The sequence below is a fragment of the Agrobacterium sp. rho-13.3 genome (assembly GCF_033957765.2).
Lineage (GTDB): Bacteria > Pseudomonadota > Alphaproteobacteria > Rhizobiales > Rhizobiaceae > Agrobacterium.
In genome coordinates, this window is sequence record NZ_CP192774.1 from 984,734 (window position 1) to 1,009,295 (window position 24,562).

Consider the following 24,562-nt stretch of genomic DNA (forward strand, 5'->3'; position numbering starts at 1 on the left):
TGTTCAAGCCAGAGGGTCATAGGTTCATGAGGGACTATGGCTCTGAAAGTAGACGCTGAGGTAACAGAACAGGTCACTTGAAATGGGACAGGAAAATCCATTCGCCAAACGGGTCGTGTTGATCGTGGAGGACGACCCATTGCTGAGAATGACGGCGGTAGACGTGGTCGAGGATGCGGGTCTGGATGCGATTGAAGCATCTGACGCAGATGAGGCCATGGGCATTCTCGAAAGCCGGAATGACATCAGCGTTCTGTTCACGGATATCGATATGCCGGGCAGCATGAACGGTGTGGAACTGGCCCACTGGGCGCGCAGCAGCGCAATGCCGATTGGTATCGTTCTGACATCGGGCCATCACAAGTTGGGCGATGACGCCTTGCCGGTGGAAAGCGTGTTTTTTCCCAAGCCATATGACTTCGACACAGTGGTCCATATGTTGAAAAGCATCCCGATTTTGGATGCGTCTCACTGACCATCGGGTGATATGCTTTTGCTTTTAAGTAACCATAGTTTCAGAAGTGGTTTTGGCGATTAATTATTCTGAAAATAGCCCTGTTTATAGTGCGTTCCAAAGATTGAAGCTGCTTTGGGGGCACTATGAATTTTCTGGGAATTACGGGCATGCAGTACTCCGGCGTGCCATTTCATGACACTCGCATATTGCTCGCAGAAGATTCCAATGTCTTCACCCAGATGATCGGTGCGCGTCTGAAAGAGTTGCTCGGCCTGAGCGTTGAAGTGTGCCGCAGCTTTGAAGAATTGCAGGAATGCTACGAGCGTTCTTCCGAACCCGTCACACTTGCCATTTCCAACATCAACCTTCCCGGTGCGGAAAATGGCGAGGCGCTTGAATATCTGATCGATCTTTCCATTCCGACCATCGTATTTACCAGCACGTTCCACGAAGACACACGCGAGAAGCTGATCACCAAGGAAGTGGTCGATTATATTCTCAAGGACAATGTCTTTGCCGTGGATATGCTGACGGAATCGGTCTGCCGCTTCCTCACCAACCATCGCCACCATGTGCTGATCGTGGACGACAGCCCGACAGCGCGGGCGCTGCTGTCCAGCCGCCTGAAGCGTTACAATTTCCGTGTCAGCCTTGCCGAAAGCGGTGCGAAAGCGCTGGAAATTTTGAAGAACAACCCGGATATCGGTCTGGTCGTCACCGACTACAACATGCCCGATATCGATGGTTTTGAGCTGACGCGCCGCATTCGCACCATGCGCGGCTCTCACGAATTGCGCATCATCGGCGTTTCGTCTTCCACGAACCGGCTGCTGTCTGCGCGCTTCCTCAAGGCTGGCGGCAACGACTTCATGCTGCGTCCGTTCATCGAAGAAGAGTTCTACTGCCGCGTGAACCAGAACCTGGATACGCTGGTGCAGATCAAGTCTGCGAAATTGAGCAATCAAAAAGCGGCCGCTTAAAACGGCTGAGAATGCGGGCGGCGGATGGGATACTCATCCGTCGTCATCCCGGATTTGATCCGGGATCCGGTGCGATCAAGTCCTTGATCGCAAAAGACTCTTTGCGCCACAGACGTGGCGCTGCTGGATACCGGGTCAAGCCCGGCATGACGGAAAAGAAAAAATTCCATCCGCCGTTTCTTTCAGAGCTGCGATTCCAACGGCAATATGCCCATGATGACGGCCAGTGCGCGGCGGCTGAGGCTGGCATAAGGTTCACGCGCATAATGCCTCGGCTGGCCACCGACCAAACCCGTCCAGACCAGATTTTTCCGCGCGTTGAGTGTTATCTCAAAACTCATTTCTCGGGTGGTTTCTTCCGCGAAAATCTCGTCCATGGCCTTTACCAATCCGGGCGATGAAAACAGCACGCCCATTTCGGTGTTCAAGGACATGGAGCGGGGATCGAAGTTGAGCGAGCCGATGAAGCCTATTTCTTCATCGCGCGTGAAAGCCTTGGTGTGCAGGCTGGCTTGGCCCGAACCGCGCAGGGTGAAACCCTTGTTGTTGTCATCTGCCTGTGACCGGAGTTCATGCAGCTTTACGCCGTTCATCAACAGGGGTCTGCGATAACGCGAATAGCCAGCGTGAACGGCAGCGACATCCGTTGCGGCGAGCGAGTTGGTCAGCACCGAAACGGCAATGCCATCTGCCGACAATCGGGACAGGGTTTCGACACCCTTTAGGCCGGGAATGAAATAGGGTGACGTAATGCGCAGTTCTCTGGTGGTTTCCGCCATGATGGGCAGCAGGGTTTCCATCAGGAAGTTATGGCCGCTACGCCGTCGGCCCGCCGCCTTTTCGGGCGGGTCGGCGACAACCTGCGCGCTGCCCACCCAATGCAGCTTGTCCGACATCAGGAAATTGCCGGAGTGGTGCTGGCTTTCCACCTGCGCCAGATAGGGCCGGGCGGCATCGCTGGAAGCCAGAATGTCCATCTTGCGGCGAAGCTTGGCGAGTTTGTTGGGGCGGCGTGCCAGAAGCGAACGCACCGGAACGGCCACGGCGCTGTTCCAGTAATCATCGAAAATCTCTTCCGCATCTGCCACGCACGCGCCGTGTGCGATGATGTCCATATCTCGGAAATTTGCCAGATCAGCGGCATCGAAATAGGCATCGCCGATATTGCGACCACCGACGATCAGCACCCGGCCATCGGCAATCCACGCCTTGTTGTGCATACGCCGATTGACGCTGCGGAACCGCACCAGCATTTCCAGCCCGCGCCGGAAGACGTTTTCCCGCGCCTTGGTGGGGTTGAACAGGCGCAATTCGATGTTGCGGTGGCTGTCGATGGCGTGGAAAGCCCGGTCCGAGATGGAAACGCCAAGATCGTCCAGAAGCAGGCGAACCCTTACGCCGCGATCTGCCGCGGCGATGACTTCACGCATCACCAATTGGCCGGTGAGATCGGCATTCCACATGTAATACATCAGATCAAGGCTGCGCCCTGCGGCGCGTGCGGAGCCGACCCTTGCGGCGAAGGCACCCAGATTGGATTGCACCAGAGACAGCGCGTTGGGCTGCGAATGATCGGCTTGGATATCCGCCCAGTGCCGGTCGAGCGGCGTTGCGTCATTGTCTTTGGGAAGGGCAGTGGAGGCAATCTTGATGATGATCCTGTCACGGTGGCGCGAGGCAAGCACAAGGCTGGCGACGATCACCGCAACGATCAAGATGGCGATTATGACAATGGCACTCACAGTGATGGTTTCACCCGCATCAATTCCCCGGCATTCAATATCTGAGTGCGGTCAATGGATTTCAATGTTCCGCTTATCGGCTTCTTCCTTGATAATGTCTTCCACAATGTTCCGCTTCAGCGTCGGGTTGCCGAGAAGATAATCTTCCGCAATCTCGAAAATGGATTTCGGGCTTTCCTTGCGGTTGAGCGTGTCGAGATCCTGTCCGATTTGCTGGCGAAGTTCGGTGTAGGCTTCCATGACTAGTCCTCCATTTGCAGAGAGAATGCGGTAGGATGGCACCGGGTTCCGGCGCGGTGGTGAAATGAAAAACTTTGCGACCACGCGGATTTTCTTGCGTCCTGCGGAACACCTGCGCATAACGCCAATATCAGGTGCCCGCGCTTAAGCGGGAGAATCGGGAATGCGGTGAAAATCCGCAACGTGCCCAGCGCTGTAAGGTGGATGCGGGTTGCCAAGGGCCACGGAGTGGCCATAAGCCACTGAGTGACATCGGGAAGGCGGCAGCGCGTGGATGAAGCCAAGTCAGAAGACCGGCCTGATACGATAGACCAACCGCACGGACGGCGGCAGGTTGTTTGAAAGCAGGGTGCTTTGTGCCCGGCTTTTGCATTGTTGGGGATAAACGATGCGACCTGATGAGTTTCAACACGCGCTCTCGCCAGCGGGTGAATTTTCCAGCGATGACAAAGCAGCGGTCTACCGCGCCATCGAAACACGCCGCGACGTGCGCGACCAGTTTCTGGCCGAGCCGCTGCCGGACGAACTGGTGACGAAGCTGCTGAAGGCGGCCCATTCTGCACCCTCGGTCGGCTTCATGCAGCCATGGAATTTCACGCTGATAACGGATGAGGCCACCAAGCAAAGCGCGTGGGAGGCATTTTCCCGCGCCAATGCAGAAGCCAAGCTGATGTTTGCTGAAGAGCAGCAGGCGCTTTACAGCAGCCTGAAGCTGGAGGGTATTCGCAAAGCACCGCTCTCGATCTGCGTCACCTGCGATCCAACACGCGGCGGTGATGTGGTGCTGGGGCGCACGCACAATCCGCGCATGGACGTCTATTCCACCGTCTGCGCCATCCAGAACCTCTGGCTTGCCGCAAGGGCCGAAGGCGTGGGTGTGGGTTGGGTCAGCATTTTCCACGATGCCGATATCCGCGAAATTCTCGGGATTCCGGCGCATGTCGAGATTGTTGCGTGGCTGTGTCTTGGCCGGGTGGATGTGCTGTATGGTGAGCCGGAACTGGCGGTCAAGGGGTGGCGGCAGAGACTGCCATTGGAGGAGTTGCTGTTTCGGGATCGGTGGGGTGCGCGGTGAGGGAAGTTTCTGACGTTTAACGTACCGGGGTCTTTCACATAGCCAATTACACCGCAGCGGGTGTGGCTCACCCCCCTCTGTCCTGCCGCACATCTCCCCCACAGGTGGGGAGATCGAATCGTGGCGATGTCTCGCCCATCTTAAACGCTATGGAAAGAATGCGGAGTTTGCGTCTTGCCAATCTCCCTCCTTGTGGGGGAGATGTCCGGCAGGACAGAGGGGGGGGGAAGCCCCACCCGCTGTCGTTTATTGTATTCTTGTGGGTTTTTGCCTTTGCATATGCGTCACCGCAAAACCAACGCCCCCCCCCTTTGCGCAACGCGCCTCACTGCTGCTGCGGCTGAGCGCCCTTCAAGGCCGGGTTTTGCAGGTCGATGCGGCTTGTTTCCTTGGGCATGAACTGCGGGCCGACGAGGCGCACCTTGCTGTTGTTGGGATCGTAGTCCCGCTCAGGAATGGGCTCGGCTTTTTCCTCGGGCTTGATGTCTGCCGGTTTTGGCGCGGTGTCACTCTTGGGTGACGTGATGGTCGTGATACTGGATTGGTCCTGCAAGGCGGTGGATCGCGGGGCTTTTGCCTGATCTTCCTGTTTTTTCATCTCATTATGATAGGCCGCCATGTTGCAGCCGCAGGATGGGCCGCCGCTGGCGGCGGTTCGGTTTTTATAGGCGAAAGCGGTGGGCATGGAGGTGTATGGCTCGCCGGTTCTGGCGGAGACCATGTCTGAACTCTCCTGTCCCTGAAGGGAATGGTAGAAAAGCTCTGTTTGCGTGCCGGGACACATCCGTTCGCACTGGGCGGCCTGGGCACGAAAATCCAGCGGCGTCGCGTTGGACGAAATCGGGAAAAAAGCGCCGTCGCAGGTGCGCACGCAAAGCGTTCTCAAACCGCCTTGCATGGGCGTATCGCGCGACGGTGCATAATCGCGGTTATCAGGCTCGTAGAAAGGATCTGACGGGCCACGCATGTCCGGGTTCTGCGATGGATCGTTGGACGTGAAAGAGGGTGGTTGCTCATCAAAGCAGCCTTGCGCATCCAGCGCGGCCATGATGCGCTGACGGTTATCTTCCGCGTGATCACTGCGTTGGGAGGCAAGCATTCTGTCGCGATCTTCGGCAATCATGTCCCGCTCGGATTCCGCACGCACCAGCGCATCGCCGATTTCACCGCACAATTGTGCATTGGGATTGCCATAGACGATGACGCTGCCGGACGAGCAGCCATAGCCTCGCATATCGTTTTTGATCCGGCGGATGATGATATTCTGCTGCGCCAGCGCGTTGGCGTATTGGCGGACCTCAGCGGTGTTGCCAATGCGTTGGGCTGGCTGGTCGAGCTGCGCATGAAGCGCATCGCATACAGCACTGGCTTGCGCCGCCAAGGGCGCCGCAAGCATGAGCATAACGACTGTGCCGATCAAACGGCTGCGGCGCGGGATCAATGGTCCGTTCCGTTTCCTGACCTGCCGACATGCAGGCCATATCCTGTTGAGCATCACCCGCGGGATGCGGATGATGTCTATAAGCTCAGGATACCATAGAGCTGTGCCGCAAAGCGGCAACAGCCAGTTCAAAATTGCGTTAATCCCGACTTACACCGAAGGGTGCGAGGCCTGAACCGCAGCAAGAGCCGCCATATTGACCACGCCACGCGAGGTCACGGTCGGTGCCAGAATATGGGCGGGCAGGGCCGTGCCGAGCAGGATCGGGCCGACATGCAGGCCTTCCGTCATGGTACGAACGATGCCAAGCGTGATGTTGGCCGAATCGAGGTTCGGGAACACCAGCAGGTTGGCCTCGCCGGACAGTGCGCTGTTTGGCATAGCGCGCTTGCGCAAGGTTTCCGAAAGGGCAGAGCCGCCCTGCATTTCGCCATCGATTTCCAGCTCAGGCGCTGCATTCCGCACGATTTGAAGCGCGCGGCGCATCTTGCGCGCGCTTTCAGAATCACGCGAACCGAAGTTCGAGTGGCTGACGAGAGCGATTTTTGGCGTAATGCCGAAGCGCTTTATTTCCCGCGATGCCAGAATGGCCAGTTCGGCCAAATCTTCGGAGGTCGGTTCGTAATTGACGAATGTATCCGTCAGGAAGATCGCGCCCTGCGGGGTAATCAGCAAGCTGAGACCGCCGAAGGAACGGGCGCCTTCACGCTTGCCGATGATCTGGTTGACATCCCGCAGGTGGCGGTCGAACCGGCCTTCCAGACCGCAGATCAAGGCATCGGCTTCACCGCGTTTGACCGACAGTGCGCCAATGACGGTGCTGTTTGTACGCACGATGGTGCGGGCTGCTTCCGGGTTGATGCCGGCACGGCCCACCAGCGCAAAATAGTCATCCACATATTCGCGGTAACGTGGATCATCTTCAGGGTTGACCACGGCGAAGTCTGCATTGGGGCGAATGCGAAGACCGAAACGCTTTAGGCGTGTTTCGATGATCTGCGGACGACCGATGAGAATAGGAACGCCGGTGCCTTCTTCCAAAAGAACCTGCGCTGCGCGCAGCACGCGCTCGTCTTCGCCTTCCGCGAAAATGATGCGCTTCTTTTCCGCCGTCTTTGCCACGTTGAAAATCGGCTTCATGATGAAGCCGGAGCGCCAGACGAAACGGTTCAACTGATCGAGATAGGCATCGAAATCGGTGATCGGACGAGCGGCAACACCGCTGGCGGCGGCGGCACGGGCAACGGCTGGTGCAATGCGCAGAATAAGGCGCGGATCGAACGGCGATGGGATGAGATAGTTTGCACCAAAGACCGGCGTTTCACCGCTATAGGCTTTTGCAGCCACTTCGGAGACTTCTTCACGCGCCAGTTCGGCAATGGCGTGAACCGCGGCCATCTTCATTTCTTCGTTGATGGTGGTCGCGCCGCAATCCAGTGCGCCCCGGAAAATATAGGGGAAGCACAGGACGTTGTTGACCTGGTTCGGGAAGTCCGATCGGCCGGTGCAAATCATCGCATCCGGGCGGGCAGCGCGGGCCACTTCCGGCATGATTTCCGGGTTGGGGTTGGCAAGTGCCAGAATGAGCGGCTTTTCAGCCATGCGTGCCAGAAGTTCCGGCTTCAAAACACCAGCGGCGGAAAGGCCGAGGAACACGTCGGCACCGTCGATCGTTTCGTTGAGCGCGCGTTTGTCGGTCTTTTGTGCGTAGACCTCCTTCCACTCGTCCATCAAGGTGTTGCGGCCATCGTAAACGAGGCCTTCAATATCGTGAACCCAGATGTTTTCGCGTTTCGCACCCAGCACGACCAGCAGGTTGAGGCAGGCAAGAGCAGCAGCGCCCGCACCTGATGCAACGATCTTGACGTTGCTCAGCGACTTGCCCGCAAGCTCCAGCGCGTTGGTGACGGCGGCTGCGACGATGATGGCGGTGCCATGCTGGTCATCATGGAAGACGGGAATATTCATCTTCTCGCGCAACTGGCGCTCGACCTCAAAACATTCGGGCGCCTTGATATCTTCAAGGTTGATGCCGCCGAATGTGGGTTCCAGTGCCGAGATGGTGGAGACCATGTCGTTGATTCCAGGCGCGTCGATTTCGATATCGAAAACATCGATGCCAGCGAATTTCTTGAACAGGACGGCCTTGCCTTCCATGACAGGCTTGGAGGCCAGCGGGCCGATATTGCCAAGGCCAAGCACCGCCGTGCCGTTGGAAATAACCGCCACCAGATTGGCGCGGGCCGTATATTGCGCCGCCATTTCCGGATTTTCGTGGATGGCGAGGCAAGGAGCGGCAACGCCGGGAGAATAGGCAAGCGCCAGATCGCGCTGGTTGCCGAGCGGCTTAATTGCCTGAATTTCCAGTTTTCCGGGGCGTGGGTAGCGGTGATAGAAAAGCGCCTGTTCTTCTAGATCCGCATTGGGGTTTTTGTTTTGCGTATCGCCAGTGTCCTGAGAACTCATTTTTTCACCGCTTATTTTTAGTTTCTTGGAAGCCTTTGCATACAACAATCGGCAGATGCGTACAGCCGTTTATTTCATCTGCCTGCCCCAAATTTGGTGCTTTTGTTCTTACGCAAAACAGGAGTTTCCTGCGCCAAATGTTGCTTTGTCATCTTGCTGAAACACGAGTCTGATTTTGCATGCATGAAAAGTTGCCGAGAAAGTTGCCGAGACAGGGGGATGAATTCCATGGTCGAGCAAAGTGAAGCCAGACAGTTTAAAACGCTTTTCATTTCAGATGTGCATCTTGGATCCAAAGCGGCGAAGACCGATTTCCTGCTGGATTTCCTTCGCCACCACGAAGCCGATACGATCTTTCTCGTCGGCGACATTATAGATGGCTGGCGCCTGCGCCGGAACTGGTACTGGCCGCAGGGCTGCAATGATGTGGTGCAGAAGCTTTTGCGCAAGGCGCGCAAGGGAACACGCATCGTCTATATTCCCGGAAACCATGATGAGTTTCTGCGGGAATTTCCCGGCACCCATTTCGGCGGCATCGAAGTGGCAGAGCGGATGATCCATGAAGCTGCCGATGGCAAGAAGTACCTCGTCATCCACGGTGATGAGTTTGATGTCGTCGTCAGAAACGCCCGCCTGCTGGCCTATCTGGGCGACTGGGCCTATGACGCGGCCATTGCGCTGAACGTCATCATCGCCGCCGTTCGGCGTCGTGTCGGCCTGCCTTACTGGTCGTTCTCCGCCTGGGCGAAGTTGCAGGTCAAACACGCCGTCAACTTCATCGGTGAATTCCAGCGCGTGGTGGCGGACGAAGCCCGTCGCAACAAGGTCGACGGCGTTATCTGTGGGCATATTCACCACGCGGTGATGGAGGATATCGACGGTATTCGCTACATCAATACCGGCGACTGGGTGGAAAGCTGCACGGCGATTGCCGAGAACATGGACGGTTCTTTCGAGCTGATCACCTGGATGAAATCCGATGATCAGCTGGCAGAAACCACCGTGCGCGAATTGGAGCCGGTGAACTTCTCAGGCCTGCTGGGCAAACAGGCGGCCTGAGCATTCAGCCCCAAAGCTCCGGTTTTGGCGGGTGAACGAGCGATCCTTCGTAGGTAAGGCCCGGAACCCGATCCCGCGCCAGAAGCAGCGGCCCGTCGAGGTCGGCATAAGCGGTGTCCTGCGCCAGCAATAGGGCTGGCGCCATGCCAAGCGATGTGCCGAGCATACAACCGATCATGATGGTGTAGCCGAGGCGTTCGGCCTCGCGCTTCATGAGCAGCGCCTCCGTCAAGCCGCCGGTCTTGTCCAGCTTGATGTTGATGGCGTCGTAACGATCCCGCAGTGACGCCAGATCGGCCGTCAGGTGCACGCTTTCATCCGCGCAAATGGCAACGGGCCGGTTGATTCGTGCAAGAATGGCGTCTTTGCCAGCGGGCAGAGGTTGTTCGATCAGGGCGATATTCAGCTCTGCGGCGATGGTAAGGTGATGTTCGATATTGTCATACGTCCAGCCTTCATTGGCATCGATGATGATCTGGGCACTGGGTGCAGCAGCGCGCACGGCCCGCAACCGAGCTTCATCATCATCCGTGCCGGTCTTGATCTTGAGAAGCGGACGAGCGGCGTTCTCGGCGGCTTTGGCAGCCATGGTGTCGGCATCGCCAAGGGAAATCGTGTAAGCCGTGACGATTGGTTTTAGCGCAACCGGGAGAAGCGTGGATGCGACGGTCTTGCCGGACAGCTTGGCTTCCAGATCCCACAATGCACAATCCACCGCATTGCGCGCCGCACCCGGTTTCATGATGTGTTGCAGTTCGTGCCGGTCCAGACCGTTGGAAATGACGTCCGACACCGCTTGAATATCGGCCATCACGCCTTCGATTGATTCTCCGTATCGTGTGTAAGGAACGCATTCTCCCACACCTTTGATGCCATCTTGGCTGATGGAGCACACAACGACGCGCACTTCGGTGCGGCTACCGCGTGAAATGGTGAAGCTGCCTGCAACTGGGAATACCTCTGTTGTGGCTTCAAGGTAACGGCGCATCAAAATAGCCTTCTGGTTGGGACATAAACCGCTAAATAGACGACAAATCTCCTGAATTCGCCCGCATCGCTGTGGCTTGGTGATCCGTCAAACGATATGAATCGTTAGAGAATCTTTAATAAGCTGCATTCGCTTGGAGCAAGATGCAAGAACTTGAAACACGGCAGCAGGCGCAAGCAGCAGCAATCTCGGCGGATGATAACGCAGAGAGCGGCGGTGCGCGCTATGCTCTGAGCGGCTCGTGGCGCAACGCCAATATCAGTTCTGTGCTTGCCGATGTCGTAAAGCTCGAGACATCCAAGCCCTCCGGTTCCGTCGCAATCGATCTCTCCGATGTCGATAATATCGACACGACGGGTGCCTGGCTTCTGCGGCGCATGAAATCCCGGCTGGAAAAAGCCGGCACGCAAGTGGCCTTTGAAGGCAATGAGCGTGTTGAAGGCATCATCAACGCGTTGCCGGATGAAGCGCCCCTGCCGCCGAAAGATGCGAACAAGTCGAGCCTGACCGAGCGCATATTCAACCCTATCGGCAAAAATGTCGTGCAGGCTGGCGCGGACTTCCTGGCTGGCATGTATATTCTGGGTTCCGCCGTGCGCGGTGCACAGATGAAGCTTGGGCGCGGACGCGGTGTTTCACCAGCCGCCATCGTCAACCAGATCGACCATATGGGCGTACGCGCCGTTCCGATCATCATGCTGATGTCGTTTCTGATTGGCGCGATCATCGCGCAGCAGGGCGCGTTCCAGCTGCGGTATTTCGGCGCTGAAGTTTTCGTGGTGGACCTCGTCGGCATTTTGCAATTGCGTGAAATCGGCGTGCTTTTGACGGCTATCATGATTGCAGGCCGTTCCGGCAGTGCGATTACAGCCGAAATCGGCTCCATGAAAATGCGCGAGGAAATCGACGCGCTGAAGGTCATCGGGCTTAACCCCGTTGGCGTTCTGGTGTTTCCGCGCCTCGTGGCACTGACCATTGCGCTGCCGCTTTTGACGATCCTTGCCAATTTCTCGGCCCTGTTTGGGGCCGCCGTGGTTTCATTGCTCTATTCGGGCATCACGTTCGAAGTCTTCGTTTCGCGCCTTCATGCGGCGGTGGAACTGTCCACCATCGCATCGGGCATGATCAAGGCACCATTCATGGCGCTGATCATTGGCATTGTGGCTGCGGTTGAAGGCATGAAGGTGGGTGGCAGTGCGGAATCACTTGGCCAGCACGTGACGTCCTCCGTGGTGAAGTCCATTTTCGTTGTTATCCTGGTCGATGGCGTTTTCGCCATCTTCTATGCAGCCATCGATTTTTAAGGAGAGGCTGTTGCAGGATCAGGACGTGAAAAAAGAAAAAAGCAGCAAGGATCGGGAGGTCATTCTCTCGGTTGAAGGCGTGACGGTCGCATTCGGCGACAAGGTCGTCCTCGAAAATCTCGACCTCGATGTGTATCGCGGTGAAATTCTCGGCTTCATCGGACCATCCGGTGCGGGCAAATCCGTGCTGATGCGCGCAGTTCTGCGCTTGCTGGCCCGACAGAGCGGCACGATCAAGATTCTCGGGACCGATTACGACAAGGCGACGGAAGAAGAGCGCATGGCGCTGGACACCCGCCTTGGCGTGCTGTTTCAGCAAGGTGCGCTGTTTTCCGGCCTGACGGTAAAAGAGAACATCCAGCTTCCGATGCGGGAATATCTCGACCTGCCGCAGCAGTTGATGGACGAGCTTGCTGCGCTCAAAATCGAGATGGTGGGCTTGGCGCCTGATGCGGCGGACAAGTTTCCGTCCGAGCTTTCGGGCGGCATGATCAAGCGCGCCGCACTGGCGCGTGCGCTATCTCTCGATCCTGATCTGGTTTTTCTGGATGAGCCGACATCGGGCCTCGACCCGATTGGTGCCGCAGAATTTGATATGCTGATTGCGCGTCTTCGCGATTCGCTCGGCCTGACTGTCTATATGGTGACGCACGACCTCGACAGTCTGTTTTCGGTGTGTGACCGCATCGCCGTTCTTGGCAACAAGAAGGTGCTGGTCGAAGGGACGCTTGAGGAAATGTTCGAAAGCGACGATCCTTGGGTTCAATCATATTTCCGCGGAAAGCGGGCACGCGCAGTCGTCCTTCCAGATGGCACGCAACACATTCCGGGGAGTGACGGATAGCCATGGAAACCAAGGCAAATTACACCATCGTCGGAATTTTCACGCTCATCGTGGTCGCAGCCGCGTTCGGCTTCGTTTACTGGATGGCTGAATTTGGACGCGGCGGCCCAACGGCGCAGTTGACAATCCGCATTCCCGGCTCGGCAAACGGTCTGTCTGTCGGCTCGCCCGTGCGCTTCAACGGTATTCCCGTTGGTACGGTGCGCGGCCTGTCTATCGACCGGGACGATCCGGCATTTTCGATTGCGTTTACCGAAGTGCAGGCCGATGCGCCAGTGTTTCCCTCCACCCGCGCCGTGCTTGAAATTCAGGGCCTGACGGGCGCTGCCTATATCGAACTGTCCGGTGGCCGCAACAATGAAGAACGTATTTTGCAGAAGTCGTTCGACACCGGCGTGCCGGCCGAGCTGACCGCAGATCTTTCCAGCGTGACGAACCTTCTGGCGACGGCAGACAAGATTTTGCGCCGTGCCGATGGTGCCATCGGCGAACTTCAGGGCTTCGTGCAGGATGCGCGTGGACCTTTGACGCAGACGGTGCGCAATGCCGAAACATTCTCCAACGCCTTGGCATCCAATGCCAACGGCATCGAAAACTTTCTGGAGAGCTTGAGCTCGCTTTCCACCACCGTTCAGTCCGTGTCCGTCCGCTTGGACAGCACGTTGACGGCTGTGGAGGATCTGGTGAAGTCGGTGGATTCGCAGAAGATCGATTCCATTCTCACCAATGTCGACAAGGTGACATCAGATGTGGCGGAATCGTCTGGCGGCATTCAACAGGTCATGGAAACCGTGCAGCGCATTTCGCGCAACTTCGAGCAGGCCAGCACTGAAGTGCAGACTGTCGTGAAGCGCGCCGACGACTTGCTGGCAGCGGTCGATGCGGCAAAGGTTGGCAATGCCGTGGATGACGTGTCTGCTGCAACGGCGGATGCGCGCCAGGCCATCGCCTCCTTCAAACAGATTGCCGATGGCGTTGGCACACGTGCCCCGGATATCGATCAGGCGATTGCCGATTTTACCGATATGTCCCGCAAGCTGAACGCTGCTTCCAGCCGTGTGGATGGAATTCTGGCGAAAGTTGATGGTTTGTTGGGAACCGATGACGCCAATTCGCTTTTTGCAAAGGCGCGTGAGACCCTTGCCTCCTTCAAGGCGGTTGCGGATAATCTCAACACACGCATTGGTCCGATTGCCGACAATCTGGCACGGTTTTCCAGCACGGGCCTGAAAGATTTCCAGGCGCTGATTGGCAACACCAAACAGACGGTGGACAATCTGAACAATACGATCACGAATTTCGATCGCGATCCGCAGCGCCTGATCTTTGGCGGCGAGAACGTGAAACAGTATGACGGCCGGACAAGGCGTTGACGGGGGTAGGACATTGAAGGTTTCGCTGATGCGCTGGCAGGGTTTTGCTCCGGCTTCGACCAAGGTTGTTGTCATTCTTCCGCTGCTGGCTGGCTTGCTGGCCGGTTGCGGTGGCGCTGCCAAGAACGACACATTCGATCTTTCGGTGTCATCTGCGCCGGTGACGAAGGCTCCATCGCTGCGTTCCCGGCAATTGCTGATTGCCGAGCCAACGGCGCTGAAGGCGCTGGACAGCGAAAATATCGTGGTACGGCTTTCCGGCTCCGAGGTGCAATATCTCGCAAACTCGCAATGGAGCGACCGCCTGCCGCGCATGGTTCAGTCCAAGCTGGTGGAAAGCTTCGAAGACACCGGCAGACTTGGTGGCGTAGGACGTCCGGGGCAGGGTCTGGCCATCGACTATCAGGTCGTGACCGATATCCGTGCGTTTGAGGTCGATACGGCCAACAACATCGCGAATATCGAGATTTCGGTAAAACTGCTGAACGACAAGAACGGTACGGTCAAGGCGCAGGAAGTGTTTCGTTCCAGTGCCCGTGTCAGTGGCTCTGGCAATGCGAATATCGTGAAGGCGCTGGACAGTGCATTCGCGGCAGCATCGCGTGAGATTGTCAGCTGGACGTTGAAATCGCTGTAGACGGCAAGGCTATTAGAAAAAAAACGCCGCGGATCGAAAGATGCGCGGCGTTTTTGTTTGGAGTCTTATTCGGCTGGTGATTCTGTTTTCCATTCCGGCAGAGGGAACAGGCGGTCGTAGCCCCAGTTGAAGACGAAGGCATAGACAACGTAAAACAGCGCGAAGGACACGTCCATGACAAGGGCGTGCATAAAGCTGACGTCAAGATACCAGACGATGAACGGGATGAGCGCAATCAGCAGGCCAAGTTCGAACAGCACCGCATGGGCAACACGTATCGTTGTTGATTTCTGTGTTGTACCCTTCAAACGCTGCATGGCGTGGTCGAAGCCAAGATTGTAAAGGTAGTTCCAGGCCGTTGCGACGAGGGAGCTGACAACACCCACCACGCCAATGTCTTCCATCGATAGGCCGAAGGCGAAGGCACCGATGGGGATGATGAGCAGCAGGCCGATAATTTCAAAGCTGAGGGCGTGACGAATACGATCGCTGATCGTGCGCATGGGGTACTCCCGTAAATAGCGGGGCCGTCCCGTCTGCTGTTGCCATGATGGCCGAGGTCGTCCTCGCAAGGCTGATATAAAACTTTGCCTGACGTTGTTCAAGACCCCGAAAAAAAGCCCTCCCGGAAAAAAACCGGAAGGGCCAGTTATGCTGATGATCATGTATCGAGGTTTAGCTGAAACGTCCTGCCGCGTGTGCAAGCATGGTGTAGACCTTGCCCGTATCCGATGTGAGGTAGGACTGGGTGACCGTGCGATCACGATCTGTCCGTGCCACATCGGCAAGCAGCTTTTCGAAATCGGAGATGTAGCGATCAACCGCGGTGCGGAATTCCGCCTCGCGCTCGTATTTGCGCTTGATCTCGTCAAAAGTCTGCTGACCCTTCAGCGTGTAGAGGCGGCGGGTGAAGACGTCGCGTTCGCCGCGCTGGTAACGGCCCCAGAGTTCCACTGATGCATCGTGATCGATAGCGCGGGCAATATCCACCGAAAGTGAGTTCAGGGATTCGACCATGTGGCGTGGGTTGCGGTTGTCCGTGGCGCGGGTCTGTGGTTCGGCGGCCTGCCGTGGGGCAGGTGCTGCCTGTGAGGCTGCATCCTGACCATCGCGGGATGCGCCGCGCAGCAGATCGCTGATCCAGCCGCCGCCATCTTCGCGACGTTGCGCGGGTGCGGCAAGACCTGCCTGTGGCGGAGCGGAGCGATTTTCCAACGGCGGGTTGTTGCGAATAACCGGAGCAGCAGGGGCCTGCTGTACTGGTCGCGCAACGACTGGCGAAGGTGGAACCGCAGAGATAGCTGCCTGTTCACGGACCTCGGCACGCGGCTGTTGCTGTGGCTGCGCCACAGGAGGCTTTGTTGCAGCGATGGCGCGGGCGGCTGGCTCGGAAATCTCCAGCTGCTGGGTGGAGCGACCGACGAGCTGCGAAATGTCCTGTAGAGCCTTGATCTGCTCGGACACGGCGCGGCGCATGGCGGCAGCGCTTTCCTTGGCCTCTTCCGGCAGGTCGAAGGCACCACGCTTCAGTTCGGCACGGGTCTGGTCCAGTTCCTTGCGGATATCCACACTGGAGCGGCGGATTTCATCCGTTGCACCGGCAAAGCGGGCAACCGCTTCTTCGACGGCTTCACGCAATGTCTCCCGCAGCACGGCTGCGGCGGCATTGGACTTGTCCGTTGCGTTGCCAAGAAGCTTGTCCACATCCGACAGCGAGGAGGCGACGCCGCCGCGCAGGCGGTTGACCAGCTCGTCGGAATATTTCTGCGCTTCGGCCATCGTACCTTCGATGGAGCGGGTTGCGTCCTGACCGGCAGAGAGCAGGGCACCGCGCATGTTGTTTGCAGCAGACTGGGCACGCTGTTCGGTTTCGTCCAGCGAACGACCAATCTGATCGAAGGAGGAGCTGAGATTGTCGCGAAGGTTACCAGCGACGTTTGCGGAGCGCTGTTCTGCGTTGGCCAGCGTCTGTTCGACAACACCTATCACGCCGCGCATCGAGGTTTCGATTTCTTCCGACCGCGTCAACAGACCGACCGAGAGCGTGCGCAGGGCTTCCTGGCGTTCTTCCAGTGTGCCGACAAGGCTTGTCTGGGCGGCGCTGAGAAGTTCGGAGGCCTGCGAGAGAACGGTGGAGTGCTCCTCGAACCGGCCCACGATCCCTGCGACCTGCGACAATGTCTGGCCGGAGATGTTGGAGAGTCGGTCGATCTTGCCTTCCAGCAGGCGGCTGGAACTGGAGACCATGTCCGCAGCACGAGACGCGGATTCGGAGAAGCTGGATGCAGCCGTGTTGAGCGTCTGATCGGCAGCCTTGAATTCCTGCGAGGCGCGCACGACGGCGACATTGAGACTATCGACAGCGCCGCTGACCACATCGGCCATGCCGGTGTGTGTCTGGGACAGCATGTCCGTGCTGTGGCGGGTCGCAGCGACCAGTCTTTCAGCCGCGTCGTTGCCAGCCTTGGCATAATCGCCAATCGCCTGTTCCACGAGTTGCGCCATGCCGCTGTTGCTTTCGGCCAGCAGGTTTGCGCTCTGCTGTGCGGCGGTGACGATCTTTTCGGCGGCGTTCTGACCAATCGTCGCATATTCGTTGACGATAGGCTTGGCCTTCTCTTCGATGAGGCGTGACAGTTCCGCAGAGCGGCTTGCCAGCATCGAGTTGAGTTCGCGGGTGCGGGTGTCGAGTGTCGAGCGGATGGATTCGCCGCGAGCATCAAGCGCGCTTTCAACGCCCGAAAGTGTTTCGGAAATTGCGCCGACCTGCGAACGGACGACGGCTTCTGCTTCGGCAACCTTGTTGACGATGGCATTGCCAGCTTCCGAGAAGGTTTGCGCCACGGCTGCGGCCTGACCGGAAAGGCGGCCCTGCGCATCCGAAATGCGACCGACGATTTCGTCCGAACGCTGTTCGATGGCGCGGGTGAATTCGTCATTGCGGGCTTTGACCTGATCGGCAAACTCAGAGCCGGTTTTTGCCAGGAGCTCGGCAGAGCGAAGCGCTTCGCCGTCCATGGTCTGCGTTGCGTTGACCACGGCGTCACGCAGGCTCATAGCAAGGCCGGTTGCCTTGCCTTCGATGGTGCGGTTGACGTTGTCGAGGCCAATGTTGAGCGCACGATCCATGGTGCCAAGGCGTTCGTCGATCCGGGCCGTTCCGCTGTCGAAGACGCCAGCAATACGCTGCGTGGCATCGTCGCTGTTGCGAACGAAATCAGCGGTCTTGCCGTCGAGAGTGTCGGAAATCTTGCGGCTTGCATCTTCGATGGACGTGTTGACGTTGCCAAGGTCCGTCTGGATACGGCTCTGCAAGCTGTCGATGTTGCTTTCCAGCCGTGCACCGGTTTCATCCAGCCGTGTGGACACATTGCTGACGGACTGTTCGACGCGGAGCGAAAGCGCATCGGCTGCACTGCCGATTTCACGGGCCGCATCGCCAATCTTGCTGGCAACCACGCCAGCGCTGTTGCGCAGACGCTCTTCGAGGTTTGCACCGCTGGTGTCGATGGTGCGCTGAAGTGCTTCCTGCTGCGTTTCGAGCGACATTTCCAACATGCTTGCGCTGGAAGCAATCGTGGTGCCGATGGACATCGCCTGTTCGGACAGCAGATCGTTGATCCGCTCCTGTGCAGAACCGAGGGTTTCGGTGAACGCGCCGTGATGCTGTTCCAGCGTGGTGCGAAGCCGATCGTGCGAGGAAACCAGGTTGTTTTCGAGGCGCGATACGCCGCCTTCCATCGTATCGGAGAAACGACCTGCGCCACCTTCGATGGCGGTTTCGATGCGTGTTGCAGCAGCGCCAACCGTCTGTTCGATGAGGTCGCTGTTGCGCTCCACGGTTCTGGTGATTGCATCCGCCTGCACGCCGAGCATGGTATCAAGACGCAAGTGACCGACGGAAAGCGCTTCGCCGATTGTCGAGGCTGTGGAGGCGAGGCGCTGTTCTGCACCGCTGACAGACTGTGTAAAGGCCGCGGCGCGGCTATCCAGCGTTTCAATGATGCGTTCTTCTGCACCAGACATTGCCATGTCGATGGCCATGGTGCGGCTGTCGAGTGCATCTGCGATGCGCTCTTCGACGCCCGATACGGCATTGGCCAGCGCAAGCGTGCGGCCATCCAGCGTATCGGCAATGCGGCCTTCGACGCCGGAAACGGCGCTGGTGAGAGCAAGCGTGCGGGTATCAAGCGTTTCGGCAAGGCGCTCTTCAGCACCGGAGAATGCCATATCGATGGCCATGGTGCGGCTGTCGAGCGTGTCGGCGATCCGTTCTTCAACGCCGGAAACCACGCTGTTCAGAGCGGCAGTGCGGCTATCCAGTGTTTCCGCAATGCGGTTTTCCACACCGGCGACGACCGTGTTGAGCGCCGCAGTGCGGGTATCGAGCGTGTCTGCAATGCGCTCTTCGGCACTGGAGAATGCCATATCAATCGCCATGGTGCGGCTGTCGAGTGTATCGGCGATACGCTCTTCAATACCGGAAACAGCACTGTTCAGGGCAGCTGTGCGGTTATCCAGTGTTTCGGTAATGCGTTCTTCGGCACCCGAAAAGGCCATGTCGATGGCCATGGTGCGGCTGTCCATGGCATCTGCAATGCGCTCTTCAACGCCGGAGACGACGCTGGCAAGAGCCGACGTGCGGCTATCGAGCGTTTCAGCAAGGCGGTATTCCACGCCTGACACGACCGTGTGAAGGGCCGCCGTGCGCAACTCAAGTGCGTCTGTGATGCGTTCTTCAGCACCGGAGAATGCCATATCGATCGCCATGGTGCGGCTGTCGAGCGTATCGGCTATGCGTTCTTCGACGCCGGAAACAGCGCTGGTGAGCGCGCTTGTGCGGCTATCCAGTGTTTCAGCAAGGCGTTCTTCAGCAGTGGAGAATGCCATGTCGATGGCCATGGTGCGGCTGTCGAGGGTGTCGGCAATGCGCTCTTCAACGCCGGAAACCACGCTGTTCAAGGCGGCGGTGCGGCTATCAAGCGTGTCTGCAATCCGATCTTCAACGCCGGACACAGCACTGGTGAGCGCTGCCGTGCCGGTTTCGATTGTGTGTGCGATGCGGCTTTCTACACCGGACACAACCGTGTTGAGCGCAGCCGTTCTGGAATCCAGCGTTTCGGTGATGCGTTCTTCTGCACCTGAAAATGCCATATCGATGGCCATGGTGCGGCTGTCGAGTGTGTCGGCAATACGCTCTTCGACGCTGGAAACGGCGGTGGTCAGCGCGCTTGTGCGGCTATCCAGCGTTTCCGAGAGACGTTCTTCGGCAGTTGAGAACGCCATGTCCAAAGCCATGGTACGGCTGTCCAGTGCGTCTGCAATGCGCTCTTCCACGCCGGAAACGACGTTGGCAAGGGCAGCGGTTCTGCTGTCAAGCGTGTTGGCAATGCGGTCTTCCACACCGGCAACGGCGTGATTGATCGCGGCAGTGCGCGTGTCCAGCGTATCGGCCAGGCGTTCCTCAACGCCAGAAACAGCGCCGGTGATGGCGGCTGCGCGGCTGTCGAGCGTTTCGGCAAGGCGGCGCTCCACGTCAGCGACGATGCTGTTGATGGCGGCGGCGCGTTCGTCGAGCAGCACGGCAAGGTTCTGGGCTGTGCCCGATACGGAGCCGGTGATGGCCTCGGCACGGCTTGCCAGAGCGCTGTCGAAACGGTCCTGCGTGGCAGACAGTGCGTTGAACAAGGTGCTGCTGCGCTCTGCAAGAACGGCGTCGATCTTCTCATGCGTATTGGTGAATGTGCCGGTGATTTCTGCCGTGCGTGCACCGATGGCGTCGCTGAGTTCGCGGGTGTGGTTTTCCAGCGAGCTTTCCAGCATTTCCTGACCGGTGCCAATGGCCGTCGCGAGCGCGAAAGACTGGTCGGTGAGGGCGGTGCTGAGGCGTTCGATGCCGGAATTCAACATACCGTCGATGCTGTCCGTGCCGCCGGCGACAGTTTCATTGATACGGGCAAGGCTTTCCATCAGCTTGCTGTCAAGGCTGCCGGCACGCTGATCAAACGCGCTGGCAAATTCTGCCACGCGCTCATCAAAGGCCGAGTTGACGAGGCCAACGGTGGTGTTCAGCTTTTCTTCGAACAGGCCGGAACGCAGATCGAGATCCATGATCGCGTCATCTGCGCTGCTTTGCAGATTCTGGCGGAAGGAAAGACCCTTTTCTTCCAGGGTCGTTGCGAGCTTGTCGAGAACATTATCCAGCGAGCCGCCGATGATCTGCTGACCGCGATCGATATTCTGGGTCAGTTCCAGCGTGCGCTTGGAGAGTGTGTCGTTGAGAAGGCGCGTGCGCTCTTCAAGCGCATTGTTCAGGCTTTCCGTACCGGTGCTGAGCGTGGACGCCTGTGTGGCGAACTGCTCCAGAAGCAGACGGCCGCGGCTATCCAGCGTGCTGCTGAGATCGTGCAGGCGCAGATCGAATTCATTCGAAATCGAAGCGCCGGAAGAGTTCAGTGCCTTCAACAGATTGTCGGTTTTCGCCGAAATGAGGCTGCCCATCGCTTCGGTCGAAATGCGTGATTTTTCCAGAAGGGCTGCGGAGCGCGTGTCGATCATCGAGGCGAAAGCTTCGCCACTGGTCGCCAGACGCATCGAAAGCTCTTCGCCAACGATGGAGAGTTCTTCCTTGATCTGGTCCTGCGCGCCGACAATGGACGAGCGAATGCGCTCGGCATGGTTCATGATGGCGTCGCGTTCTGCGCTCAGTTCCTGAACCAGACTGCGGACACGCAATTCATTATCGGCATAGCTCCGCTCAAGCGCGTTCACTTCGGAATGCACGAGCGTTTCAAGTTCGGTGGCACGCGCAATCGTGCGCTCGATGCCGTCATTCATGGCGGACACTTCGCGGCGCACAGCCTGCCCAACGGACATGATGCGCTCGGACGCAATGGTTTCCGGCTCTGACAGGCGCAGGGCGACTTCTGCCATGGAGCGGGCCGCGTTGCGCAAGTCACGGGCGCGGGCCATCATGATGGCGAAGGCGAAGAACAGCATGATCGGCACGATGACGCCGACGATGATGGCCATGACACCCGGCACCGCGAATAGCTCGGCGATAGAGCTGACGTTCCAGATGAGATTTCCATAGATAACGTGGGCGAGGCCGGCACCGGCAATGGCCCAGAAAACGGAAACGATGGTGGCGTTACGGAAAGCACCCGTCATAGAACCGGCGTCGAGTGACTTCAGGATCATGGCGGGGCTGCGCTTGGAGCCGTCATTTGCGGCCTCAAGGGACGGCGATCTCGGTGCCTGTTCTGCTGCGGTGCGTTGTTGCTGCTGTGGCTCAGCCGGACGTGTTTTATTGTTTTCTGGCACTCTTGTCTGTTCTGGCACACTGGCCTCCGCAGGCTTTGGAGTGGACCTTTTCCGAGGCTCCGGCTTGGTTTCGTACGCGCCGAGCTGCAAGGCATCTTCCAATGCCTGAAATGCAGTCTCGTCGATCGAGTCGCTGATCTTGTTGTTCGCCATGCGGTTACGCCTCGTTACAATACGCCCGGCTCATGCCATTCATCCGTTCGCCGCCGCTCACGGATATCCGCCATCATGCCTCGAAACACGATACCTGCCGGTATATAGTGCCCCGTATCTTACTAAATGCTGAGAGCTCGTCGCCAAGCTTTCAGGCAAAATTACATTTACGCGCCGAATTCGCAAAACCGGACTGAAGATCATGCGAACGGCAGTATCGTAGTGACACATTCGCGGCTTTTAAACAATTAATGCCGCTGGCATGCATAGGCCAAGTGGCGGTTTGTTAACAGTTTTTAAACCTCGGTAGCAGGCGGAAAGCCTTGTTTCGCATAAGTTTAACATAAATTAACCATAGCGAAAGATTTCCCCCGGTGGTGTGCCCCATTTTAAGCGCAAGGAAGGCCTATCCTGCCTAAATGCGAGACAGATGTGCCTCAAAACAAGAAACAAGACACAAACGAGGATTTTTACAAAATGGCAGCGGTGAGTATTGCATTCGAAGCTCCGGACAATTCGGGCGGCGCAGTGCCGGTCAGTAGCAAGCCTATCGACTTCGTTCATCTGGCGCGCCAGACCATGGGCGATAAAGAACTGGAGATCGAAATTCTCCAGCTTTTTACACGCAATGCGCGCACCTTGCTTCATGAGCTCTCGACAGTCAATGACATACAGATGAAGGCCGTTGCGCACCGTCTGAAAGGCTCGGCAGATGCCGTTGGCGCTTTCAACGTTTCGGCCGCCGCAGAGGCTGTTGAAAACGGCAGCCGCGACAGCGCAGCACTGGCGAAAGTTGCAACCTCCGTCATCGAGGCTGAGAACTTTATCTTGAAGCTCTGCCGTTAATCCGCATTTCACAGAGGTATTTTTCGAGGCCGGTTCCGCTCGCAACCACATTGATGGGTTGCCAAGCGGACCCGGCCTTTCTATTTGTTTAGAAACATTCTCAAACCTTCGTCCTGGATTTCCGAAATGACCAAACTGACCATCGTTGCTTTCGACGGCACGCCGCATGAACTTGACGTAAGCAACGGCTCGACCGTTATGGAAAACGCAGTTCGCAATTCCATCCCGGGCATTGACGCCGAATGCGGCGGCGCGTGCGCCTGTGCCACCTGTCATGTCTATGTGGATGATGCATGGGCCGAGCGCGTTGGCCCGCCAGAGCCGATGGAAGAGGACATGCTGGATTTTGCCTTCGATGTTCGCCCGACATCGCGGCTTTCCTGTCAGATCAAGATGTCAGATAGTTTTGATGGGCTTGTGGTGCATGTGCCGGAGCGTCAGGGCTAAAACCTTCGATAGCCCGGTGATCCAACACCGCCCACAAAAAGCCTCGCTTTCCATCGCGGGACAAGCGAGGCGAGGTGGGCACGTCACCTTCAGGTGAGGAAGGAACACCTGTGGTTCGAGACGCGCCGGGGAGAGGTCGGGCACGGAAAACTCAAACGCAACGACTGAACTTGTCATGTATTTCAGGTTCAATGCATACGCGAGTCGCGGCTGCGCGGCCATGACAAGAACTCAATGATCATTATCCGGCAAAAGGCATGGCCAATTGCAGGCGTTGGTTGAGATTTTGATTGAACAAACCCGCATAAAATACTGTGCTGACGCTGAAATGTCAGCGGCCTGATGCGTTCTGCTGAATGCGGTGTTTGAGCAGGCGTGTCATGCGGGCATCGAAGTTTTTCGATTCGACCACATCAAAACGATACTGGTCCTTGTCATGCGCCGCCATGACCTCCTGCGTTGTTTTCGTCACGAGTGCCTGACTTTCCTCGCAGGTCTTTCGCGGACGCAGGGACAGCAAGCGCTTTTCCAAGGTGCGGGCATAGGTGCGGGCAATTTCCGCATGGCGCTCTTCGTGCCGCTTGATATCGGCGGCCAGCGTATCCCAGATCAGGCCCAGCTCTGCCGTTGTGCGCCGCCGGTTGGTCCAGCGCGGCAGAAGGATTTTGGTGTGAAGCGTGACTTTGACCGAGCCAACGCCGCATCGCCCGTTCTGCTCCACATAGGTCAGTTCGCCGCCGAATTTGATTTCGGTTGCGCCGGGATGGCGAGAGCCGGTGGATTTGGTCATCGGGCCACGGTGCGAGAGCTCACGATCCAGATCTTCCGCCGTTTTGCCACCAATGGTGAAATAGGAGAAGGATTTGCTCATAACCGCTTCGGAATTCGCAAGCTGCGGCATGAAAAGCAAAATCGCGCCGGAAAGCATGGCGCAAAGCATACGGGATTGATGCTTCATTTCCCGGCCTTCCGGTTGAACTTGGCGTGTGATTGCGGCATAGAGCGCCGTGCGTCTGAAAAGACGCACAAAGGACGCTCTAACTCTTTGAATCTACGCATCGTGCTTACCTAAAATCGATTTCGATTTTCGGGCCGATGCTGTAGGCGGAGTGATGACGATATGAATGGCGGACACTCCGTTATTCCGGAAAGGCGTGTGTTACGTGATAACAGCCAGTGGCAATGTG

18 protein-coding genes and 1 riboswitch are annotated in these 24,562 nt (G+C 57.6%); of the genes, 10 read left to right on the top strand and 8 right to left on the bottom strand.

Annotated elements, in window-relative coordinates:
• Positions 1-82: 82 nt before the first annotated feature.
• Both RMR16_RS04955 and RMR16_RS04960 read left to right on the top strand, forming a co-directional pair.
• Positions 83-475 carry a response regulator gene (locus RMR16_RS04955; RefSeq protein WP_320200086.1) on the top strand — a complete coding sequence of 131 codons (393 nt, stop codon included), beginning with the start codon at positions 83-85 and terminating at the stop codon, positions 473-475.
• A 125-nt stretch (positions 476-600) separates the two neighbouring features.
• The gene (locus RMR16_RS04960) at positions 601-1,437 is read left to right on the top strand and encodes a response regulator (protein ID WP_320200085.1); all 837 of its coding nucleotides are present in this window, start codon (positions 601-603) and stop codon (positions 1,435-1,437) included.
• Between the two features lie 182 nt (positions 1,438-1,619).
• Here the strand turns inward: RMR16_RS04960 and RMR16_RS04965 are convergent, their stop codons facing one another.
• The gene (locus tag RMR16_RS04965) at positions 1,620-3,179 is read right to left on the bottom strand and encodes a phospholipase D family protein (RefSeq protein ID WP_320200084.1); all 1,560 of its coding nucleotides are present in this window, start codon (positions 3,177-3,179) and stop codon (positions 1,620-1,622) included.
• 51 nt (positions 3,180-3,230) lie between these two features.
• A complete protein-coding gene (locus RMR16_RS04970; RefSeq protein ID WP_432354351.1) occupies positions 3,231-3,503 on the bottom strand; it encodes a hypothetical protein in 273 nt (90 codons plus the stop codon).
• 31 nt (positions 3,504-3,534) lie between these two features.
• A riboswitch (cobalamin riboswitch) is annotated at positions 3,535-3,735 on the top strand.
• Positions 3,736-3,807: 72 nt separating this feature from the next.
• Here RMR16_RS04970 and bluB point away from each other — a divergent pair.
• Positions 3,808-4,494: a 5,6-dimethylbenzimidazole synthase gene (gene bluB, locus RMR16_RS04975; protein ID WP_320200082.1), complete on the top strand. Its 687-nt coding sequence runs from the start codon at positions 3,808-3,810 to the stop codon at positions 4,492-4,494.
• Between the two features lie 325 nt (positions 4,495-4,819).
• On the opposite strand, the gene RMR16_RS04980 is transcribed toward bluB, so the two are convergent.
• Both RMR16_RS04980 and RMR16_RS04985 read right to left on the bottom strand, forming a co-directional pair.
• Positions 4,820-5,935 (bottom strand): DUF2865 domain-containing protein, encoded by a 1,116-nt coding sequence (locus tag RMR16_RS04980; protein ID WP_320200081.1) that lies wholly within the window; start codon positions 5,933-5,935, stop codon positions 4,820-4,822.
• Between the two features lie 150 nt (positions 5,936-6,085).
• The gene (locus tag RMR16_RS04985) at positions 6,086-8,401 is read right to left on the bottom strand and encodes an NADP-dependent malic enzyme (protein ID WP_320200080.1); all 2,316 of its coding nucleotides are present in this window, start codon (positions 8,399-8,401) and stop codon (positions 6,086-6,088) included.
• A 228-nt stretch (positions 8,402-8,629) separates the two neighbouring features.
• Here RMR16_RS04985 and RMR16_RS04990 point away from each other — a divergent pair, with 228 nt between their 5' ends.
• Positions 8,630-9,460 (top strand): UDP-2,3-diacylglucosamine diphosphatase, encoded by an 831-nt coding sequence (locus tag RMR16_RS04990; protein ID WP_413786002.1) that lies wholly within the window; start codon positions 8,630-8,632, stop codon positions 9,458-9,460.
• Positions 9,461-9,464: 4 nt separating this feature from the next.
• Here RMR16_RS04990 and dgcA read toward each other — a convergent pair whose 3' ends face one another.
• A complete protein-coding gene (gene dgcA, locus RMR16_RS04995; protein ID WP_320200078.1) occupies positions 9,465-10,448 on the bottom strand; it encodes an N-acetyl-D-Glu racemase DgcA in 984 nt (327 codons plus the stop codon).
• 143 nt (positions 10,449-10,591) lie between these two features.
• Between dgcA and RMR16_RS05000 the strand changes: the two genes are divergently transcribed.
• The 4 genes from RMR16_RS05000 to RMR16_RS05015 are packed head-to-tail and all read left to right on the top strand — an operon-like array spanning position 10,592 to position 14,606.
• The gene (locus RMR16_RS05000) at positions 10,592-11,752 is read left to right on the top strand and encodes an ABC transporter permease (protein ID WP_320200077.1); all 1,161 of its coding nucleotides are present in this window, start codon (positions 10,592-10,594) and stop codon (positions 11,750-11,752) included.
• A complete protein-coding gene (locus tag RMR16_RS05005; protein WP_320200076.1) occupies positions 11,733-12,596 on the top strand; it encodes an ABC transporter ATP-binding protein in 864 nt (287 codons plus the stop codon). Before RMR16_RS05000 ends, RMR16_RS05005 begins: the two co-directional genes overlap by 20 nt.
• 2 nt (positions 12,597-12,598) lie before the next feature.
• Entirely contained in the window at positions 12,599-13,969 is a 1,371-nt protein-coding gene (locus RMR16_RS05010) for an MlaD family protein (protein ID WP_320200075.1), read from the top strand.
• Positions 13,970-13,997: 28 nt separating this feature from the next.
• On the top strand, positions 13,998-14,606 hold the full coding sequence (locus RMR16_RS05015; RefSeq protein WP_320200121.1) for an ABC-type transport auxiliary lipoprotein family protein: 609 nt from the start codon (positions 13,998-14,000) through the stop codon (positions 14,604-14,606).
• Positions 14,607-14,671: 65 nt separating this feature from the next.
• Here the strand turns inward: RMR16_RS05015 and RMR16_RS05020 are convergent, their stop codons facing one another.
• On the bottom strand, positions 14,672-15,109 hold the full coding sequence (locus RMR16_RS05020) for a PACE efflux transporter (protein WP_320200074.1): 438 nt from the start codon (positions 15,107-15,109) through the stop codon (positions 14,672-14,674).
• 172 nt (positions 15,110-15,281) lie between these two features.
• On the bottom strand, positions 15,282-22,082 hold the full coding sequence (locus RMR16_RS05025; protein ID WP_320200073.1) for a hypothetical protein: 6,801 nt from the start codon (positions 22,080-22,082) through the stop codon (positions 15,282-15,284).
• Positions 22,083-22,559: 477 nt separating this feature from the next.
• On the opposite strand from RMR16_RS05025, the gene RMR16_RS05030 reads away from it, so the two are divergent.
• Together RMR16_RS05030 and RMR16_RS05035 are read left to right on the top strand one after the other, a co-directional pair.
• Positions 22,560-22,928, top strand: coding sequence for an Hpt domain-containing protein (locus RMR16_RS05030; RefSeq protein ID WP_320200072.1), 369 nt, complete (start codon positions 22,560-22,562; stop codon positions 22,926-22,928).
• 126 nt (positions 22,929-23,054) lie between these two features.
• On the top strand, positions 23,055-23,375 hold the full coding sequence (locus RMR16_RS05035) for a 2Fe-2S iron-sulfur cluster-binding protein (protein ID WP_320200071.1): 321 nt from the start codon (positions 23,055-23,057) through the stop codon (positions 23,373-23,375).
• Positions 23,376-23,706: 331 nt separating this feature from the next.
• On the opposite strand, the gene RMR16_RS05040 is transcribed toward RMR16_RS05035, so the two are convergent.
• Positions 23,707-24,333, bottom strand: coding sequence for a DUF922 domain-containing Zn-dependent protease (locus RMR16_RS05040; RefSeq protein WP_320200070.1), 627 nt, complete (start codon positions 24,331-24,333; stop codon positions 23,707-23,709).
• Between the last annotated feature and the right edge of the window lie 229 nt (positions 24,334-24,562).

Coding starts and splice junctions, on each gene's coding strand:
- RMR16_RS04955 (WP_320200086.1), top strand. CDS start 83: ATGGGACAGGAAAATCCATTCGCCAAACGGGTCGTGTTGATCGTGGAG.
- RMR16_RS04960 (WP_320200085.1), top strand. CDS start 601: ATGAATTTTCTGGGAATTACGGGCATGCAGTACTCCGGCGTGCCATTT.
- bluB (WP_320200082.1), top strand. CDS start 3,808: ATGCGACCTGATGAGTTTCAACACGCGCTCTCGCCAGCGGGTGAATTT.
- RMR16_RS04985 (WP_320200080.1), bottom strand. CDS start 8,401: ATGAGTTCTCAGGACACTGGCGATACGCAAAACAAAAACCCCAATGCG.
- RMR16_RS04990 (WP_413786002.1), top strand. CDS start 8,630: ATGGTCGAGCAAAGTGAAGCCAGACAGTTTAAAACGCTTTTCATTTCA.
- dgcA (WP_320200078.1), bottom strand. CDS start 10,448: ATGCGCCGTTACCTTGAAGCCACAACAGAGGTATTCCCAGTTGCAGGC.
- RMR16_RS05000 (WP_320200077.1), top strand. CDS start 10,592: ATGCAAGAACTTGAAACACGGCAGCAGGCGCAAGCAGCAGCAATCTCG.
- RMR16_RS05005 (WP_320200076.1), top strand. CDS start 11,733: ATGCAGCCATCGATTTTTAAGGAGAGGCTGTTGCAGGATCAGGACGTG.
- RMR16_RS05010 (WP_320200075.1), top strand. CDS start 12,599: ATGGAAACCAAGGCAAATTACACCATCGTCGGAATTTTCACGCTCATC.
- RMR16_RS05015 (WP_320200121.1), top strand. CDS start 13,998: ATGCGCTGGCAGGGTTTTGCTCCGGCTTCGACCAAGGTTGTTGTCATT.
- RMR16_RS05020 (WP_320200074.1), bottom strand. CDS start 15,109: ATGCGCACGATCAGCGATCGTATTCGTCACGCCCTCAGCTTTGAAATT.
- RMR16_RS05025 (WP_320200073.1), bottom strand. CDS start 22,082: ATGGCGAACAACAAGATCAGCGACTCGATCGACGAGACTGCATTTCAG.
- RMR16_RS05030 (WP_320200072.1), top strand. CDS start 22,560: ATGGCAGCGGTGAGTATTGCATTCGAAGCTCCGGACAATTCGGGCGGC.
- RMR16_RS05035 (WP_320200071.1), top strand. CDS start 23,055: ATGACCAAACTGACCATCGTTGCTTTCGACGGCACGCCGCATGAACTT.
- RMR16_RS05040 (WP_320200070.1), bottom strand. CDS start 24,333: ATGAAGCATCAATCCCGTATGCTTTGCGCCATGCTTTCCGGCGCGATT.